The 19,051-nt window shown below is 44.6% G+C and carries 21 protein-coding genes and 1 other annotated feature; of the genes, 20 read left to right on the top strand and 1 reads right to left on the bottom strand.

All coding sequences use genetic code 11. From position 1 onward, the window contains the following. Positions 1–13 precede the first annotated feature (13 nt). The 3 genes from CA598_RS23800 to CA598_RS23790 all read left to right on the top strand — a co-directional run bounded on the left by CA598_RS23800 (position 14) and on the right by CA598_RS23790 (position 3,897). Positions 14–1,180 (top strand): GGDEF domain-containing protein, encoded by a 1,167-nt coding sequence (locus CA598_RS23800; protein WP_094878118.1) that lies wholly within the window; start codon positions 14–16, stop codon positions 1,178–1,180. 36 nt (positions 1,181–1,216) lie between these two features. Next, the gene (locus CA598_RS23795) at positions 1,217–2,374 is read left to right on the top strand and encodes a GGDEF domain-containing protein (RefSeq protein WP_094878117.1); all 1,158 of its coding nucleotides are present in this window, start codon (positions 1,217–1,219) and stop codon (positions 2,372–2,374) included. Positions 2,375–2,712: 338 nt separating this feature from the next. Further along, a complete protein-coding gene (locus CA598_RS23790; RefSeq protein WP_094878116.1) occupies positions 2,713–3,897 on the top strand; it encodes a glycosyltransferase in 1,185 nt (394 codons plus the stop codon). 93 nt (positions 3,898–3,990) lie between these two features. Here CA598_RS23790 and CA598_RS23785 read toward each other — a convergent pair whose 3' ends face one another. Then, on the bottom strand, positions 3,991–4,977 hold the full coding sequence (locus tag CA598_RS23785) for a diaminopimelate dehydrogenase (RefSeq protein ID WP_094878115.1): 987 nt from the start codon (positions 4,975–4,977) through the stop codon (positions 3,991–3,993). 216 nt (positions 4,978–5,193) lie between these two features. Here CA598_RS23785 and CA598_RS23780 point away from each other — a divergent pair, with 216 nt between their 5' ends. From CA598_RS23780 to obgE, 17 genes are all read left to right on the top strand, one after another. Beyond that, positions 5,194–6,426, top strand: a complete 1,233-nt coding sequence (locus CA598_RS23780; protein WP_094878114.1) for an SPOR domain-containing protein — start codon at positions 5,194–5,196, stop codon at positions 6,424–6,426. Positions 6,427–6,634: 208 nt separating this feature from the next. Beyond that, positions 6,635–6,880 carry a DUF4321 domain-containing protein gene (locus CA598_RS23775; protein ID WP_042191180.1) on the top strand — a complete coding sequence of 82 codons (246 nt, stop codon included), beginning with the start codon at positions 6,635–6,637 and terminating at the stop codon, positions 6,878–6,880. Between the two features lie 34 nt (positions 6,881–6,914). Further along, positions 6,915–7,511 (top strand): Maf family protein, encoded by a 597-nt coding sequence (locus CA598_RS23770; RefSeq protein WP_094873218.1) that lies wholly within the window; start codon positions 6,915–6,917, stop codon positions 7,509–7,511. Positions 7,512–7,535: 24 nt separating this feature from the next. Further along, entirely contained in the window at positions 7,536–8,225 is a 690-nt protein-coding gene (radC, locus tag CA598_RS23765; RefSeq protein WP_042191176.1) for a RadC family protein, read from the top strand. A gap of 39 nt (positions 8,226–8,264) precedes the next feature. Continuing rightward, positions 8,265–9,299, top strand: a complete 1,035-nt coding sequence (locus CA598_RS23760) for a rod shape-determining protein (protein WP_042130579.1) — start codon at positions 8,265–8,267, stop codon at positions 9,297–9,299. 62 nt (positions 9,300–9,361) lie between these two features. Continuing rightward, positions 9,362–10,240: a rod shape-determining protein MreC gene (gene mreC / locus CA598_RS23755; RefSeq protein ID WP_094878113.1), complete on the top strand. Its 879-nt coding sequence runs from the start codon at positions 9,362–9,364 to the stop codon at positions 10,238–10,240. Further along, positions 10,240–10,770 (top strand): rod shape-determining protein MreD, encoded by a 531-nt coding sequence (mreD, locus tag CA598_RS23750; protein ID WP_094873215.1) that lies wholly within the window; start codon positions 10,240–10,242, stop codon positions 10,768–10,770. The genes mreC and mreD overlap by 1 nt, the downstream gene beginning before the upstream one ends. 80 nt (positions 10,771–10,850) lie before the next feature. Continuing rightward, positions 10,851–11,510, top strand: a complete 660-nt coding sequence (gene minC / locus CA598_RS23745; RefSeq protein ID WP_094878112.1) for a septum site-determining protein MinC — start codon at positions 10,851–10,853, stop codon at positions 11,508–11,510. A 5-nt stretch (positions 11,511–11,515) separates the two neighbouring features. Beyond that, complete coding sequence (gene minD, locus CA598_RS23740) at positions 11,516–12,310, top strand: septum site-determining protein MinD (RefSeq protein ID WP_042130573.1); 795 nt, start codon at positions 11,516–11,518, stop codon at positions 12,308–12,310. A 176-nt stretch (positions 12,311–12,486) separates the two neighbouring features. Continuing rightward, positions 12,487–13,350, top strand: coding sequence for a M23 family metallopeptidase (locus CA598_RS23735; protein ID WP_094878111.1), 864 nt, complete (start codon positions 12,487–12,489; stop codon positions 13,348–13,350). After that, positions 13,343–14,185, top strand: a complete 843-nt coding sequence (locus CA598_RS23730) for a site-2 protease family protein (protein ID WP_094878110.1) — start codon at positions 13,343–13,345, stop codon at positions 14,183–14,185. The genes CA598_RS23735 and CA598_RS23730 overlap by 8 nt, the downstream gene beginning before the upstream one ends. Positions 14,186–14,239: 54 nt before the next feature. Further along, the gene (locus CA598_RS23725) at positions 14,240–15,481 is read left to right on the top strand and encodes an Rne/Rng family ribonuclease (RefSeq protein ID WP_094878125.1); all 1,242 of its coding nucleotides are present in this window, start codon (positions 14,240–14,242) and stop codon (positions 15,479–15,481) included. Between the two features lie 62 nt (positions 15,482–15,543). Next, positions 15,544–15,629, top strand: a sequence feature (ribosomal protein L21 leader region). A gap of 14 nt (positions 15,630–15,643) precedes the next feature. Further along, positions 15,644–15,955 carry a 50S ribosomal protein L21 gene (gene rplU / locus CA598_RS23720; RefSeq protein ID WP_042130566.1) on the top strand — a complete coding sequence of 104 codons (312 nt, stop codon included), beginning with the start codon at positions 15,644–15,646 and terminating at the stop codon, positions 15,953–15,955. A gap of 13 nt (positions 15,956–15,968) precedes the next feature. Then, positions 15,969–16,304, top strand: coding sequence for a ribosomal-processing cysteine protease Prp (locus CA598_RS23715; RefSeq protein WP_042130565.1), 336 nt, complete (start codon positions 15,969–15,971; stop codon positions 16,302–16,304). 17 nt (positions 16,305–16,321) lie between these two features. Then, positions 16,322–16,633, top strand: coding sequence for a 50S ribosomal protein L27 (rpmA, locus tag CA598_RS23710; RefSeq protein ID WP_042130564.1), 312 nt, complete (start codon positions 16,322–16,324; stop codon positions 16,631–16,633). 282 nt (positions 16,634–16,915) lie between these two features. Further along, entirely contained in the window at positions 16,916–17,656 is a 741-nt protein-coding gene (locus tag CA598_RS23705) for a Spo0B domain-containing protein (RefSeq protein ID WP_094878109.1), read from the top strand. 15 nt (positions 17,657–17,671) lie between these two features. After that, positions 17,672–18,982, top strand: coding sequence for a GTPase ObgE (gene obgE, locus CA598_RS23700; RefSeq protein WP_094878108.1), 1,311 nt, complete (start codon positions 17,672–17,674; stop codon positions 18,980–18,982). Positions 18,983–19,051 lie beyond the last annotated feature (69 nt).

Below are 19,051 nucleotides of genomic sequence, written 5' to 3'. Positions count from 1 at the left end.
TAGGTGGTGACGTATGAGCTCCCTGTTTGAAATTAGAACACTGATTTATTTATTTATTTTCGGAAATTTATTTATATTGCTGCTTATCACCAATTATCGGAGTACTGCTGTTAAAGATACAGCCTCCACCTTGTTCATCCGATCAAAGGAAGTGCAGCTACTCTTTTGGTGTTCGATTTTATTATGGGATTATCTCCCTCATGCGTTGTCCATTCCGCTTAGCAATGCTCTGATCCTTGGAGGGTGCTGTCTAGAAATTACAGCGTTACTGCTGATGATGGGAGTATTGGGGCCAAGAATAAAGCGATATTACATCATCCTTTCGGTATTGAGCACCATTAGTTTTAGTATCATCGCATTATTTTTTAATTATTCCAACTTGCGCATTGCTTGTACTTCACTTTGGTCTATCCTATTTATAGTTTATCCAGCTTATCATCTAACTGTGAATAAAAAGGTTACCCCTCTTCAAAAAATATTAGGCGTATTATTTTATGTATTTGCAGCGATTATGCTGATGCGGGCGCTTGTTGCATTGATTTGGGAGCCTGAAATGAATGTGTTCTCAATAAATCTTACGCAATATTTGTATTATTTGGGGATGTATTTATTATTTATCGTAGGGGCTGCCGGTTTTATTCTTCTCTCCAATGAGCATTCCTTCGTCAAACTAAAAAGAATAGCCAGTTATGATGATTTAACAGGGATCCTAAACCGTGGAGCATTTCTTCAGGAAGCGGAGATAAAGCTTGAAAAGGCATTTCGAGCACAGGAGTACTTCTCGTTTTTACTATTGGATTTGGATTATTTTAAAAAGGTCAACGATACTTATGGTCATGATACCGGTGACATTGTGCTGGAAGACTTCGCATCGACGATTAAAGATAATCTCGGACATGGAGATTTGTTTGGCAGACTAGGGGGCGAGGAATTCGCAGTCATACTCTGTGGGGCAGATGAGCAAAGCTGCGATCAGAAAGCTGAAGCGCTTCGTGAGGCGATAATGAATACTTCCACTAATAAGGTTCAACAGGGGTACACAGTTAGTATAGGTGTAATTACGATCATGCCTGATCAGGAGATCTCGATAAATAAGTTGTACAAGCTAAGCGACAAGGCATTATATCAGGCCAAACAAGAGGGAAGAAATAGAGTCATCAGATACCGATATGTATACTGAGAGTCAGGAATACTAGGGGAGGTGAACTTCACTTATATGCATCTGGATCTCCAGACACTGCGGGTGTGTCTCTTTTTGTGGCAATCGTTCACGGTGCTGCTTATCGTGGTGTATCGTTTGCGGTATGCGCAGGAACAGACTTCTTCATTGTTTATCACAGCAAAATATTTGCAACTAGCAGCCTTGATCCTCATATTACTGAAGGATGTTATAGATACACCACTTAGTCTACCGATCATAGCACTTCTTGCTCTGGCTGGGGGCACGCTCGAAAGCTTGGCGCTTCTAATGCTTCTCAGAGTATTCGGGAGCAAGGTGGAGCGATATTATTCTATACTATTCGGAGTATCCATTCTCGTTGTGGTGCTTATGTATTTGTTGATGCCAGAGGATCCGCTCGTTATTCCAGTCGCTTGTCTGGCCGGAGTTCTGATTATAGCCTATCCTGCTTATATACTATGTCTGAAGGTCATGGAGACTTCGCTGCAAATAATAATGGGACTGCTATATGGTCTTGTCATCTTATCGTTGGCGGGTAGAGCTTTGGAACCGCTGTATTCTGTATTAGGAATCCATACACAAGTTGCACAATTTCTTGATTTGTTCTTTTATCTCGGGATTTATTTGTATATGTTTCTAGGAACCGCGGGAATGATGCTGCTTTATAGAGAGGATTCCTTTGCAGAAATGGAGCGGGTAGCAACTTATGATGATTTGACCGGAATTTTGAATCGCAGGTCGTTCGTTTTGCGTGCTCAGCCTTTAATAGCTGCTTCAGCGATGAAGAAGCTGCCCTATTCTTTTTTACTGCTGGATGTCGATCACTTTAAGAGCATAAATGATAATTACGGCCATAATACAGGGGACCAAGTACTGACTGATTTGGCGTCTAAAATAGAGCAACAGCTTGGACATGGTGATCTAGTCGGAAGATTTGGGGGAGAAGAGTTCGCAGTGCTCCTGCACAGAGCCGATGAGAAGAGTAGTGATGTTATTGCTGAAGGAATGCGCACAGCTGTTATAGGTTCAATGATTCATGGCATACCGCTGCACTACACGATAAGTATTGGAGTCATCACGATAGAATCGGGCGAACGTTTGTCTCTAAATAGTCTCTACAAACTTTGTGATAATGCATTGTATAAAGCTAAGAGAAAGGGCCGGAACTGCGTTGTTAGAAGCTACGAAATATAAAAGTGTCTTTCTTTCGTCATTAGATGAGGAAGACGCTTTTTTTGTTTGCATAGGGAATAGTTCAGAATACCTAACGAGTTTAAAATTTTCAGAATAGAAAATTCATGTTCGTGTATTACTGGAAAAATAGTTTTTTTGCTTTAATCTTCAAAAAAATGGCGATTTATATAGGTTTATCGCAATGATTTCCGAATAAAGTATGAAAATATATAAAAAATTTAAAGGTTTCCCTATAAATCGACAAAAATTTTATGTGAAATGAGTTACTATTGAACTGCATCTAAAGTTGCAGTGATAAGTAGAGAGGATTTATATAAAAAATTCAAGGAGCCAGAGTCATGCGAGAAAGAATGCTGTTCCTTTCAGCTCAGAATCAAAGCGCAGAGGATCTAGAAGGAGAAATGAGAACAGGGAGTATTCTCGAGATTTTGCAAGGGAAATTTGATATTGATTTGCTGACCTATGCCAGTACGCTCAAGGATATATCTACAAATGATGGAACTGCACTAAAGGTTCATTACATTAACGGGTGCATTACCTCGTGGAGATCTATGCTACGTCCCTTACATATATTACAGAATTTCACTAATCGGAGTCATGCGGAAAAAGACATGAAGAGTACAATCATGGAACTTTGTAGATCGAATAATTACAGACACGTATTTATATCGCATAGCTTGCTGGGAAATTGCATTGATCTGGTTCGTAATCTGCTTCCTGAGGCCAGTGTTATTACAGATACGTATCGTTTTGAGAGCGGGCTTGCTGTTGGAAAAGAAATTGGGAAGCCGAGCAGCAGTAATCCTTATTATAAACTAAACGAGGCTTTGGTTCGGCGGAATAAGCGAAGACTAATGAATAAAACGGGTGTTCTCTTGGCAACCTCGGAATGGGATGCCCTTTCATTCAAATCTCTATCCTTTGCGGATGCCCGTAAAGTGCATGTTGTTCCTCATTTCATAAAAATGAATGAATATGACACTTTTACTGAGCCTGTTGCAAAAGAAAATTCAATGGTTCTGCACTGGAATATGAACACCAGACAGGGGATTAAGGCTGCTCAAAGCTTCTTTAAGAAAAGCTACCCTTTGATTAAAGAACAAGTGCCTGATATCAAGTGTTACATTACCAGCCCTGAGGTTCATACGGATGTGTTGACGCTTATAAAGGATGATGTATCGGTCATTATCACTGGACCTTTGAAACCGTCTGCTGATTATATACGTCGTGCTAAAGCGGTTCTTGTGCCTATCCTTGAAGGTTGTGAAGTCTCCAGAAACATTCTGGAATCATGGGCACTCAAAACGCCGGTGGTTACTAGTTCTACAGTATGCGAGCGATTGAACTGTGAGCATAACCGTAATATTTTGCTTGCTAATACCTCAGTTGATGTGGTTGCTAGCGTAATAACATTGTTAAAGAATCCTGAGATAGCAACGATTATTGCTGATCGGGCGCATCGCACATTGTTGAAGGATTACGAAGTGAATTATGTGAAGAATAAGATTCTTAGTCTTGTGTAAAAGGTGCGCCAGAGAAGGCTCTGCCTGCAGTATATAAATAACCCGCGAGGACGTTTTAGAGTCCTGCGCGGGTTATTTCGTTCTTGTATGATTTTACAGCAGGTTGCGGCGTAATTCTTCTGGAGATTTCGGAGATAACATTCCAAGTGGAATATCGAATACTGTACGTGCTCCGCTCTGTCCTTGTTGACTCATACGCTGAGCGGCTCTGGCATAGGCCACGAGAACACTGGCTGTAAATTCTGGATTGCTCTCCAGCTTCAGGCCGAATTCAACAATCTGCTTCGTGCCTTCCCCTGTTACACCACTACGAATAACAAATCCACCATGCGGAATACCGCTATGTTCAGCAGCTAGTTCTTCTTCAGTGATGAAAGAAACCGTAGTGTCATAATCAGCAAAATAGTTCGGCATATTCACGATTTCTTCGCGAATGCGTTCTTGATCTGCCCCTGCCTCAGCCACTACAAAACACTCTCTAAGGTGTTTTTGGCGAGTGGTAAGCTCTGGTGTTTCGCCAGCGCGAATGGCCTCAATAACCTCTTGTACTGGAACGGTATATTGTACACCGGCTTTAACTCCATCTACTCTGCGGATCGCATCGGAGTGGCCTTGGCTAACGCCTTTGCCCCAGAAGGTGTATTCTTTACCTTGTGGAAGAATGGCTTCTGCGAGCAGACGATTCATTGAGAATAAGCCTGGATCCCAACCAGTAGAAATTACGCTGAGTGTTCCGCCTTGTTTAGCTGCGGCGTCAACGGTCTCGTAGAACTCGGGGATTTTGGCATGTGTATCAAAGCTGTCCACGGTATTAAACATCCGGGCAATGGCCGGTGTTTGTTCTGGCAGATCGGTAGCCGATCCTCCGCATAGAATCATAACATCCACTTTACCCTTATATTGTTCGACGGCAGAGATGTGCTCGAACTTCACACCGGCTTCTCCGGCTTCCAGTTGCCCAGGTTCTCTGCGCGTAAAGATCGCAACTAGCTCAATATCTTCACTTTGGTTGATAGCCTTACGTACACCTTTGCCTAAGTTTCCGTAGCCTACAATAGCTGCTTGAATTTTTTGTTTCAGAAGAAGCCCTCCTAATCAGTAGTGAACTAAAGCATCATTTCTAGTTTACCTAGTATAGTGTACACTTTTAGCTCTTTTTATATAGTATATAAAAGGTACATGTAATGTAAACTGAATCTGCATAATCTTTCATAATTCCTATGGCATAAAAATAGCATATCTCTCTATTGTCTATCATATATTTACTTATAGATTAGATGAGGTGAGGTGTAACTGTTGAATAACGGAAGAATGACATTCCGATTTGACGTGAACAAGGACGAGCCTAAACCAAAGCCTAAAGTGGTGGAGCGCTGGTCAAATGGCGGGTTGGGCACAGCTGAAGAGTACGCTGAAGGACTGCGTAAAGAGGTGGGTCCAGCACAGCAAACGTGGCTTTATGAGCCTGATTTTCGTTCTACGCATGAGGCACCACCGGAAGATTCCTATGACTATTACTCGGGTACTGTAGATCCGCGGCAGGAAGAATGGGACGAACAGGATAAGGATTTTAAATATACACAGCAATCGTATCTTCTGTCAGATACGTCGGATAGCAGAGATGAATTAGAAAATGTATCCGCGGGCAATTATGGAGGCTCCTATCATACTCGGCGTCCTTCGTATTGGTGGAAGTTAGCTCTTTCTGTTACAGGAGCGATCGGTACAGGGGTTCTGCTTGGTTATGCTGCACTTTCTTTTTTTTACGGAGGGAATATGGACAGCAGCTCTGGAAATGGGACAGCAGATATGGCGGCTACTTCAGTTCAGTCTAGTGGAGCTAAAGATCCTGCAGGTGTAGGTACATCTGGTTTACCAGTGGCGGGTACTGAAAATGCCGGGAAGAACACCATCCCAGTTCAAGTAGCCGCGCAAAGCTATTATCTGTTGCAGTACGGAGTATTCAGTACACCTGCAGGCGCTGAAGAGGCTCGCCAGGAGCTGTTAACCGCGGGATTGGCAGCGGGTATGGATCCTGCCGACGGCAATCGTGTGTACGCTGGAATGTCATCCGACCGTGAACAGGCCAAGCTACTAAGCAGCGGACTAAAGAATCAGGGGATTGAGCTGTATGTGAGAGAGGTGGCACTTCCCGGGGCAGAACAGCTTGTCTATACCGGTAATGCAGAGGAAGTGAAGAACTATTTCTCCGTGAGCGGGCAGCTGCTCAGTGAACTAAGCAGTCAATCTGCTTCTTTACTAAGCGCTGGCCAAACAAGTACGACAGCAATTACCCCCGCTATGAGTGATCTCCACCTGCAATGGAGTGAAGCAGTAAAAGTGCTGGAACAAGGCGTATCTCCTGAAGCCAAAATTATTTGCGCAGCGTTAGAGAAATCAATGAGCCAAGGGATATCTGCATGGAGTGAATATAACAAGAACAAGGCTCAGGGCCTGCTTTGGGAAGTGCAAGAATCAATGCTGAGCTTTTTGACTAGCCAAAAACAGCTGTTAACTTCAATGAATTAATTGATAGATTGTTGACTTTCAAGACAGCAAGCCTCCAGATGTGGGGGCTTGCTGTTTTGGTGCGCCAATGGATACGGAGGATGGTATCGCTCCGCAACTTTTAGTGCAAATGGTGGTAAACATTACCGTAAGGGATTTTACGTTTGTATTGATCACAATTTCACCGTATAATAATTAGGGTGTCAAAAAATGGCGAGGGAAGACTGAGATGAAGAAGAAAAATGTAGGAACACTGCTGTTATTTCTAATTCTAGGCTGGCTGGCTGGAGCCTGGATCGCCAAGCTGCTGCAGCCGGTAAAGGCTCTTTCTTTTCTAACAACATCGACTGTGCTTAAGTGGTCTCCGCGAGCCGATTTGGACATCATAACCTATGACATCACTATTCATTTGAAATTGTGCATGCTAAGTCTCGTTGGTATTATTACAGCTGTATGGCTGTACCGAAGACTGTAACTCTCGTTACTGATCAAGAAGGGACGTTTACAACGTGGACAACTCACAACACATTATTTTAGCCTCAGGTTCACCGCGTCGACGAGAGCTTTTGTCATTACTGGGCTTGCCTTTTGAGGTCATTACCAGCGAAGCTGACGAAAGCACACCACCGGACTTTACGCCGGAGCAAATTGTGCGCAGTTTGGCTCTGCGAAAAGCAGAGGCCGTAGTGGCTGCAGCAGGAGCGCGTAACACAGTAATCGTTGGTAGTGATACGATTGTTGTACTAGATGACACTGTACTAGGCAAACCGGTGGACGAGCTGGATAGTAAATCGATGCTTACCAGACTTCAGGGCCGGAATCATAAGGTATACACGGGCGTAGCCTGCATTGGACTTCCGCATGGAAAGACTATAGTGGAGCACCGTGTTACTTCCGTAACGATGAGAGCAATGACTGAGGATGAAATTATTGCTTATATAGCTACGGGAGAGCCCGCTGATAAGGCTGGCTCTTATGCGATACAAGGGCTTGGCTCCACCTTGGTGGAACGAATTGAAGGCTGTTATTTTAATGTTGTCGGATTGCCGCTGTCGCTTCTTGGCGAAATGCTGTCCGAGTTCGGTATAACTGTATTGAACCGGTAGGAAGCTTGGGAAAGAGGGATAGGGATGGAGTCGCAATCAGTAATGCTGCGGGACCTCCCCCATGAAGAACGACCAAGAGAGCGCATGATGCATTATGGGGCGGAATCATTAAGTCAAGCGGAGTTGTTAGCCATTCTGCTGCGTACGGGAACACGCCGTGAATCGGCTATTCATATTGCACAGCAGATGCTGGGGAAAATCGGTGGCCTGCGTGGGCTAGTTGACCTTAGCATCGAAGAACTGACCGAAATCAAAGGTATCGGCCCTGCCAAGGCCGTGCAACTAAAAGCAGGCATCGAACTTGGAAGGCGCCTCGCGAACTCCAGGTTTAACATGCCGGTCATTATCCGTTGTCCTGAGGACGCTGCGGAGATTCTGACCGAGCAATTGCGTTATTTGCAGAAGGAGCATTTTGTCTGCTTATTTCTGAATACGAAGAATCACGTAATTGGACAAGAAACGTTGTCTATGGGCAGTCTTAATGCTTCGATTGTTCATCCTCGTGAGGTGTTCCGAGCAGCAATAAAATGTAGTAGTGCCTCTATCATATGCGCACATAATCATCCTAGTGGTGATCCAACGCCAAGTCCGGAGGATATCTCCTTGACCTCAAGACTGCTTCAGGCAGGCGAGATTGTCGGGATTGACGTGTTAGATCATCTAATTATCGGTGATAGCAGCTTTGTGAGCTTGAAAGAAAAAGGACATATGTAATATAAATGTGAAGATTTACTTAGGAAAAGGAGAATTAGCATGTTGGGTAGTTTTACGAAAGATTTAGGAATTGACTTGGGGACAGCGAATACGCTTGTCTATGTACGCGGTAAGGGGATTGTTGTAAGAGAGCCTTCCGTTGTAGCCATTAACACTGACACTAAGACGATTGAAGCCGTGGGTGAATCCGCTAAGAAGATGATTGGTCGTACACCGGGAAACATCCGTGCGATCCGTCCGATGAAGGATGGCGTTATCGCTGATTTTGACACCACGGCTACGATGATAAAATATTTTATTCGTCAAGCACAGAAACAACGTTCTATGTTCCAACGTCACCCTAATGTAATGGTCTGCGTACCATCCGGCATTACTGCTGTAGAGCAACGTGCCGTAGAAGATGCTACTAGACAAGCTGGTGCTCGCGAAGCTTACATTATCGAGGAACCTTTTGCTGCAGCGATTGGTGCAGATCTACCGGTATGGGAGCCAACAGGAAGTATGGTTGTTGATATCGGCGGAGGTACCACTGAAGTTGCTGTAATTTCACTCGGCGGTATTGTTACTAGTCGTTCCGTACGTGTTGCGGGTGATGAAGCGGATGAGTCCATCATTCAGTACATCAAACGTCAGTACAATCTGATGATTGGTGAACGTACTTCGGAACAGCTTAAAATGGATGTGGGTTCTGCCCTTCCACTTGAGAAGGCTGAGACTATGGAAATTCGCGGGCGCGATCTCGTAACAGGTCTTCCAAAGACGCTTACCATTACTTCTGATGAGATCTGTGAGGCATTGTCTGACACCGTGAATTCTATTATTGAAGCTGTTAAAGTCACTTTGGAAAAATGTCCACCGGAGCTTGCGGCAGATATTATGGATCGCGGGATTGTCTTGACTGGTGGCGGCGCCTTGCTTCGTAACTTGGACAAACTGCTCGCACGCGAGACTGGAATGCCAGTTATTGTCGCTGAGAATCCTCTGGATTGTGTAGCTATTGGAACAGGAAAGGCGCTTGAGAATATCCATTTGTTCAAGAGCCGCAGCAGTTCCAGTCTTCGCTCTAAGAGATAAGCCTATGTATGGTCACTCGTGTAAGTCAACCCCTGTTATGGGAGAAATACTGTTGTTAGAGGGTGTTGAAACTGTTTAAACTTATGAGCAATAAACGTCTGTTTATTCTGTTAATTACACTGGTGCTGTTCATTGTGGTGATGGGCTTCAGCTTGGCAACAAGGAGTTCTTTGTCCTGGCCGGAGAATTTTCTTAGAGATACGACTGGTTTCGTGCAAAAAATGTTCTACAAGCCCGCTGGATATGTAGCGGGCTTGTTTGAAGATATCGGAAATCTGAAAGATCTTTCTAAGGAAAATGAGCAGCTGAAGATTCTAGCCGCCCAATATGCACGTGATAAAGCCCAGTATAATTTCATTAAAGCACAGAATGAAGACTTGGAACGAAAATGGGAATTCACTCAAGAACAGAAGAATTTGTATAAATATGAATATCATATTGCGCAAGTAATTAGCCAGACTACAGAACCCAGCAACAGCACCATTGTAATTGATTTAGGCTCCAAAGATGGTGTCAGACCTAATATGTCTGTTATTTCAACCGATGGTCTGGTAGGTGTTATCAGTCAAGTTAGCAATTTCACTTCTACTGTGAAACTGATGACCATGATGGATACGAATGATCCCAACTCCCAACCTCCGATAGCAGCAACAGCTGTGGGTAAAGAGGGGAAGAGCTTTGGTATGATTGAGAGCTACGATCAGAAAACAAGTAAATTACTGATGACTAAGATCCCTCCAGGAGACCCCATTGCAAAAGGTGACGTTGTTGTTTCCTCCGGTATCGGTGGGTTATACCCACGTGGTCTGACTATCGGTACTGTTGACAGTATTGAAGTGGGAGAATATGGACTGACCTCTACAGCTGTTGTTACGCCTTCTGCAGAGTTTATGGATTGGAAGCATCTGATTGTTGTGTATACGGAGGAGCGTGCTGAATAGTGAATATGCGCAGATCTGTTCTTGTTCTGTTACTGTTCCTCTTGTTTATTCTGGAGGGAACCATTCTGCCTTGGCTGATTCCAGATGTTTGGCAGATGCGAATTATACCGAATCTCGTGTTCGTTGTACTATTGTTCGTGGCTGTATATCATCATCGTCATACAGCGCTTATACTGGGTCTAACTTTTGGAATATTACATGATGTGGTTTTCTATGGCAGAATTCTAGGAGCACATTCTTTTGCGATGGGTCTGTCGGCTTATTTAATCGGCCTTCTGTTTCAGATTCCGCGTGCTCCACTGCCTCTTATGATGACTGTGATTCTGCTCGGAAGCTTGCTAGAGGATAGTGTGTTATTTGGTATTTATAGTGTATTCAATCTAAATCAGGAGCCCTATAGCTGGGCGATTTTGAATCATATGCTGCCAACGATGCTCTTTCATTTTGCTATTGCTCTGATCCTCTACATACCGTTACGACGCCAGCTTGAGCTAATCAAGAAAGAGAAGAGTACGGAAGAAGCGGCATAAAGAAGCTTCTATTTTCTTTCTTTATAAAGCAGGAATTTAAGGGGCCCGGCACGAATGAATGAGGATAGGGGGCCAGGCATATGACAGTAAAATCCAAGCATGTAAGGATTAAGGGCATCAAGGATGGCCTGATATTCCTGCTAGACGACAAGTGTCCCTTCGAAGATCTTCTGAGCGAGCTTCGCTATAAGCTGGAGCACAGCCATCAAAATATTTTGACTGGACCGATTGTCCATGTAGATATTAAGCTGGGCAATCGTGCTGTAACTGAGGAAGATAAGGAAGCTGTGCTGGAGATTCTGAAGGGACAGGGAAATCTACTGATTCGTTCCATAGAGGCGCTTCCAGTGCCCGGCAGTGAGGATAATGACGCGTTGTTTCTAATGAGCGGGATTCTTCGTTCCGGCCAGGTGCTGCACCATGATGGAAATCTTTTATATCTGGGGGATGTGAACCCAGGAGGAACCATAACCTGTTCAGGCGATATCTATATTCTAGGATCACTTAGAGGTATGGCGCATGCTGGAGTAGATGGAAATGAAGAGGCAATTATCGCTGCTTCATTAATGTCTCCAACACAACTGCGAATTGCTGATATTATCAGTCGTCCTCCCGATGAGTGGGAAACCCGAGAAAGCAGTATGGAGTTTGCATATTTAATGAACGGAGCTATGCAAATCGATAAAATTCATAATTTAGTCAAAGTACGTCAGGATTTAAATGTGTTTAAAGGGGTGTAGCCTCCATGGGAGAAGCGATAGTCGTAACCTCGGGCAAAGGCGGAGTTGGCAAAACAACCACAACAGCCAATATTGGAACCGCACTTGCACTGCAGGGTAAAAAAGTATGTCTCGTCGATACCGACATTGGACTGCGTAATCTGGATGTAGTAATGGGGCTTGAGAATCGTATTATTTATGATCTTGTGGATGTAGCGGAGGGGCGTTGTCGCCTAAATCAAGCACTCGTTAAAGACAAACGCTTTGATGAGTTGTATATGTTGCCCGCAGCTCAAACGAAGGATAAAACGTCCGTCACTCCTGAACAAGTAAAAGATATTATTCTGGAACTGAAGAAGGAATATGAATATATTTTGATTGATTGTCCAGCAGGGATTGAACATGGCTTCCGCAATGCGATAGCCGGTGCGGATAAAGCGATCGTGGTTACCACACCAGAGCATGCTGCTGTGCGGGATGCCGATCGTATTATCGGACTGCTTGAACAGTCGCATGTGGAATCGCCAAAGCTGGTGGTAAATCGTATTCGCCCAGGTCTTGTAAAGTCTGGGGATATGCTTGATATTGAGGATATTTTACAGGTGCTGAATATTGATCTTATCGGAATTGTTCCAGATGATGAACTGGTCATTAAAGCCGCAAATAGTGGAGAGCCTACAGTTATGAATCCCGATTCGTCAGCAGCTATTGCCTACCGCAATATTGCACGTCGAATTTTAGGTGATGCTGTGCCGCTAATGCAGCTTGATCGGAAACCGGGAGCATTTAAGAAATTTAAGAAATTTTTCGGTATGGCTTAATTTTGCACCAAGCAATCTTACTATAGAAGCATTAACGATCCCACCACTAGAGAAATCTATGGGTGGGATTTATTTTTTATTGGCAATTAAGTGCTCCACCTTGGGTGGGCTTGTTCTAAAGAGACTTCCGTGCTTCATAAAATGGAAGTAAAACAAGCCCGTCCGGAGGGATAAATATGGATCTCAAATCAGATATCAAGAATCGCCGCAAGGAGCGTATTCGTAGTTTGCTGGAGGAAATCCCGGATATAGAAACCGCAGAGCTGCCTCCGTTACTCGTTATGCCTGAAAAGAGTACTAGCTTCAAGGAGTGGGGTACGGGATTTAAGCGGAATGAGGAGCAATCATCTATAGAGCCTGATCCAGAAGTGATGTGGAAAGAGAGACGTGGGGGCTGGGAGGAACCAGGAGGAGGAGGTTCTAAATTTTCTTCCGGTTTTATTCGACGGGTTATAGCCAGTGTGCTTGTGTTTGGAGCGGTGTGGGGAGTTTTTGCAGTTCACCAGCCATGGTCCTATAAAGTCCAAGCCTTTATTAGTGATAACTTGAGTAATGATATGGATTTCACAGCAGTGCGGGTCTGGTATGAGGAGAATTTTAATGGTGCACCGGCGTTCATACCGATATTTGGTGACAAAGACGAACCTGCTCAAAAGGCAGCAGCTCAACATGAGCTTAGTGCTCCGGTAGCTGGAAGCATTGTGGAGCCATTTGCTTCCACGCTAAAAGGTGTAGAAATTATGCCTCAACTCGATTCAACCTCAAATGTGACGGTGAAGAGTATAGACATGGGACGTGTTCTTTCTATCTCCAAAGAATTGAATGGTGGCATACGGATTGCGGTTCAACATTCTGGAGGAATAACGGCAGAATACGGACATTTAAATGGCACTAAACTGGAGATTGATGACTGGATTCAGAATGGAGATGAACTTGGGTGGATGCTGGAGAAAGAGGGCTCCTCAACTCCAACGCTATTTTTTGCAGTGATGAAAGACAAGACTTATATTGATCCTACAGAAGTGGTATCGTTTGATTAGGATCTTAGGGATCGATCTGTCACTACATCCATTATTCGTAATCATTATGTTGTTTTCTGTACTCACAGGACAATTTCTGGAGCTCATTACTTTATTTACGATCGTCCTCATTCATGAAATAGGACATGTGGTGGCTGCCCTTTTAGTTGGCGTTACAGTTAAATCGGTTCAGCTTCTTCCGTTTGGCGGAGTTGCGGTGATTGAGGATCATGGGCGGCTCACCGCTAGTCGTGAGATTGGCATTGCACTTGCCGGTCCGCTGCAAAATGGAATCATGATTGTTATGGCTCTTGGGCTTCAGCAAGCAGGTTATGGTAATCAGGAATTTTTAATCTATTTCATAAATGCCAATGCCATTATTGCGCTCTTTAATCTTTTGCCTGTTCTGCCACTTGACGGAGGCAAAGTACTTCAGGCTACAGTTAGTTTATTTCTTCCTTATTATTATACTTTGCTATGGTGCGGGCGAGTGAGCGTTGCTGCAAGCATTTTTGTGATTGTTTATGCGCTACTGCCTCTTGGAACGGGCGGAGGCTTGAGGCTGAATATGGTTATGATCGGTGCTTTTTTACTGTATTCAAATCTCACGGATCATCGGAATTTACCGTACCGATTCGTTGCATTTTTGATGAATAGGGAGGCAGTTTATGAGTATCATTTGCGGACAGGAAGTGTGGCTCGTCCAATTGTTGCCTTATCTGCGAAACCTTTAGATGCTATATTGCGTCTATTTAAACGTAATCAATATCATTTTATCTATGTATTAAACGGCGAAGGAAATGTTGTTGCTGTTGTGCCGGAACAGCGCTTAATATCTACCTACTTCGGAATGTAGTGTAATTATGCAGAACGTGAGAAGGGATGAATGAACGAAACCAGAGGTGAAGCCATGAAACAGATGATCGTTCACTGCACGCAGCACATTACCCGAATGGCTCTTCTGGAGAACGGAAGGCTTGTGGAGTACGCGGCTGAACGCGATCAGCAGCAAGGGCTGGTCGGAAGTTATTATAAAGGCCGTGTGATTAACGTACTTCCAGGTATGCAGGCTGCTTTTGTTGACATTGGACAGAAGAAGAATGCTTTTTTATATGTTGATGATGTATTGCACCCTCATTTGGATAGACAGCCGGATGTAAAGCCTTCTATAGAGACGCTTTTGCAGCCGGGTCAGGATATTGTTGTACAAGTAAGAAAAGAGCCTAGTGGCGGTAAAGGTGCGCGTGTAACGACCCATTATACATTGCCTGGCCGCTGGATGGTGTACATGCCTTTTGCCGATTATGTTGGGGTATCCAAAAAAATAAGCCGCGATGCAGAACGTAGCCGGCTCAAAGGAATTGGTGAACGTCTGAGAATGAAAGAAGAGGGGGTTATTATGCGAACCGTCTCTCAGGATGAGCCGCATGAAGCGGTGGAAGGTGATCTTTCATTTTTACGTGCGCAATGGGATAACATTACACGTCGGGCACAAACTGCAGAAGCCCCAGCTCTATTGCATCGTGATCTTAGTATTGTGCAACGCTTTATAAGAGATGCTTTTAATCCTCAACGTGATCAGTTGATTATTGATTCTCCAGTTGCAGTTAAAGAAGCCACGGCATTTCTGGATGACATGGCACCTGATGGGTACAAGCCTGTAAGTTTATATAATGGACAGGAGTCCATTTTTACAGCTTATGGGGTGCAGGATCAGCTGCATAAGAGCTTCAGCCGCAAGATCACGCTGGAGGGCGGAGCAACAATGATCTGGGATGAGACGGAGGCGCTCACCGTTATTGACGTGAACACTGCGCAGTACATTGGAGGAGCATCGCTTGAGGAGACGGTGACGAATACGAATTTGCTTGCAGCGGAGGAGATTGGCCGTCTGATCCGTTTACGTGATACGGGCGGGATCATCATTGTTGATTTTATTGATATGGAAGAAGAAATACACCGTAAAATGGTTACCGAACGGCTGGAGAAGGTGATCTGTAAGGATCGAACCAAAACCCATATTCTCGGTTGGACAAGACTGGGACTCCTCGAGATGACCCGGAAGAAGGCGAGACATGATTCTGCCAGCTTCGCACCTATCCTTTGTCAGTGCTGCGGAGGGACTGGGAAAGTTGGAGAATGGATGGAATGAGTTGACGATGGGCGATAAGTATGATAATATCTTCAAGTATGTGTTTGATTGATTCGGTCCTGCACATGCTGTAACCGCTCCGATCGGGTACATAAGTGCAGTTCCCACGGGAATCTGCCACCTAGACTAGGCGAGTCTGAGACATGAGGAGGTGCAAGTAAAATGTATGCAATTATCGAAACTGGCGGTAAACAATACAAAGTCCAAGAGGGCGATGTTTTGTTCATTGAGAAGTTGGAAGCTGAAGACGGCGCAAGTGTAACTTTTGACCGTGTATTGGCTGTTTCTAACGAAGGTGGTCTGACTGCAGGAACTCCGCTCGTAAGCGGCGCGTCTGTAACAGCTAAAGTCGAGAAACATGGTAAAGGCGCTAAGGTTGTAGTTTACAAATACAAACCTAAGAAGAACTACCACAAGAAACAAGGCCATCGTCAACCGTACACGAAAGTAACTATCGAGAAGATTCAAGCGTAAGAAGGTGCGTGGAATGATTAACGTACGGATTACACGATCTTCGGATCTAGGAACTATCGTTGGCTTTGAGGTAAAAGGGCACGCGGGTTATGCCAAGCGTGGCGAAGATATCGTATGTGCCGGAGTTTCGGCCGTAACGGTTGGAACCGTCAATTCGATTGAGACTTTGACCGGAATCTCCATGGATACGTCCATGAAGAACGGATTCCTAAGTGGAACATTAAGTTCCATTGATGATTTCGATACTTCCGCGAAGGTGCAATTGCTGCTTGAATCCATGGTCGTGATGCTAAATGATATCGCAGAATCATACGGAAAGTATCTTCAAATAGAGCAAGTGAATATTTAAAGAAGGAGGTTGACAACATGTTGAAATTGAATCTTCAATTGTTCGCATCGAAAAAAGGTGTAGGTTCCACAAAAAACGGACGGGATTCCCATTCCAAACGTCTTGGCGTGAAACGTGCTGACGGTCAAGCAGTAACCGGCGGTAACATCTTGGTTCGTCAACGCGGAACAAAAATTCACCCAGGCACTAACGTAGGCATCGGTAAAGATGATACGTTGTTCGCATTGGTGGATGGCGTAGTGAAGTTCGAACGTTGGGGCCGCGATCGCAAAAAAGTGAGCGTATACCCAGTTGATGTCGCTCCGGTAGCAGCGGCACTGGAAGCGTAAGCTTACGGAACCATATTTGCATGTAGAAGCCTCCGGCATGAGTGCCGGAGGCTTTTTTGTAGAATATTCAGAAGCGTTTATGGATACCTCTTTGAGCACTTTAGAAATGTATACCTTCAGAGTTTTAAGAAAACATAAACATCCTTAGACATATGTGAAATCTCACGGTTATCTCTGGTGAACTACAGGGAACTGCTGTGTTATACTAGGAACTGGTAATTGATGAGGGTAATAATCTAAACGAAGTCATGAATTTTGCGAACTGAGGGACGGGGAGAAAGAATGAAATCCTGGAAAAGTGCAATCTGGGCAGTCATGTTATCCGTATTGCTTCCTTTAGGACTCGTGTATTGGCATACCTCCCTTTTGACGTGCCTGTTGCTTGGGATTTGGGTAGCAGCAACGGTTGCTTTCAGTTTGATTTGGAATCAGCGTCATTGGGAACGGGAACTGCGTATACAAGAGAACACTCTGCAACAGGCGGCGATTCGGACATTGAATCATCATCGTCATGATTGGATGAATGATTTGCAGATTCTTTACGGATATATTCAGCTTGGAAAGCCTGATAAATCCGTGGAGTGTGTGGAAAGAATAAAGGAACGCATAGCGCTTGATAGTCGTATCGCTAAGCTGGGCATTCCTTCATTGGTCTTCTATATCCAATCTTTCCGAACTTACCGGACTAGTCTGGAACTGGAAGTTCAAGTGGAGGAAGGATTGCAACTGGAGGAGAAGCTAAACCGGGAAGCAGGAGATGAGCTGACTTCAGTGATCATGCAGACCGTACGAGCTTATCAATATAACGGACTGGCTCCTCAGGGTGAAACGCGCAAGCTGCGTCTTGGCTTTATTCAGGATGGAGGAGACATTCTTATCTCCTTCGAAGGTGAGGGAGAGCATGGCAATCCCGAGCAGCTCAAAGGGCAAATTTATAATATAGTACAAGGGAAAATCATGAAAGCGGAGCAGTTTAAGCCCAGCAAGGCTTATGTAGAGCTGCGTTTGCCGCTTGAGATGTGAGGAAGGTGAACATTAATGTTCGTAGATAAAGCTAAGATTTATGTTAAGGGCGGAGACGGCGGGGATGGTATCGTTGCGTTTCGTCGGGAAAAGTATGTACCGGATGGTGGCCCAGCAGGTGGTGACGGTGGCCGTGGTGGCGACGTTATCTTCCGCGTAGATGAGGGCTTGCGTACGCTGATGGATTTCCGTTATCAGCGCCATTTTAAAGCAGACAAAGGAATTAAAGGACGTAACAGAAGTCAGCACGGGGCGAACGCTGATCATATGATCGTGCGAATTCCACCCGGAACCATGTTAATTGACGATGATACTCAAGAGATCATCGCCGATTTGACTCGTCATGGTCAGCAAGTTGTTGTTGCCCGTGGGGGTCGTGGGGGTCGTGGGAATGCTCGTTTTGCAACAGCGGCTAATAAGGCTCCAGAGCTAGCAGAGAACGGCGAAGAGGGTCAAGAGCGGTATATTGTTATGGAACTTAAGGTTATGGCTGATGTTGGACTTGTAGGCTTCCCGAGTGTGGGCAAATCTACGCTACTGTCGGTCGTATCCGCAGCTCAACCAAAGATTGGTGCATACCATTTCACAACGATTACACCGAACTTAGGTGTAGTGGATGTTGGGGATGGACGAAGCTTTGTAATGGCAGATCTGCCAGGATTAATTGAGGGAGCTAGTGAGGGCATAGGGCTTGGTCATGAATTCCTACGTCACGTGGAACGTACACGGATCATTATTCACGTAGTGGATATGTCTGGTTCAGAGGGGCGTGATCCCTTCGAGGATTGGGTTCTCATTAATGACGAGCTGAAGCAATATAATGCGGCTCTAATTGATCGACCTCAGATCGTGGCTGCGAATAAAATGGATATGCCAGAGTCAGAGGAGAATCTCATCTCTTTCCGAGAACGCGTAGCTGAGCTGCGTCCGGATCTTGAGATTATGCCAATCTCCTCGCTTACCCGTCAGGGTGTTCAGGAACTGTTATATCGTGCAACGGATATTCTTGATAGTATTCCAGTGGCACCGATCGTTGAAGAAGTATCAGGAACAACTGAACGTAAGGTTTATAAGCTAGAAGCGGAAGATGATAACACATTCACCATTACACGTGATAATGAAACATATGTGGTCAACAGCCCTCGTATCGAGAAAATGTTGAAACGTATGCAGCTTAGCACACATGATGCGATTCTAAAGCTCGCCCGGACTTTGCGACATATGGGTGTAGATGCAGAGCTTCGTAAACGTGGAGCTGTAGAGGGGACTATTGTCCGTATTGGTGAGTTCGAATTCGAGTTCGTAGAGAATAGTAGTTACTATTAATATTTAGCTGATTACAAAGCGCGACTTGTGTTCTCCTGTAAAGGAAGACACAAGTCGCGCTTTTTTTTT

The organism is Paenibacillus sp. VTT E-133291, from assembly GCF_002264395.1.
Lineage (GTDB): Bacteria > Bacillota > Bacilli > Paenibacillales > Paenibacillaceae > Paenibacillus_AQ > Paenibacillus_AQ nitricinens.
Note: the sequence above shows the minus strand (reverse complement) of the source record. Positions and strands in the feature narration are given on the sequence as shown.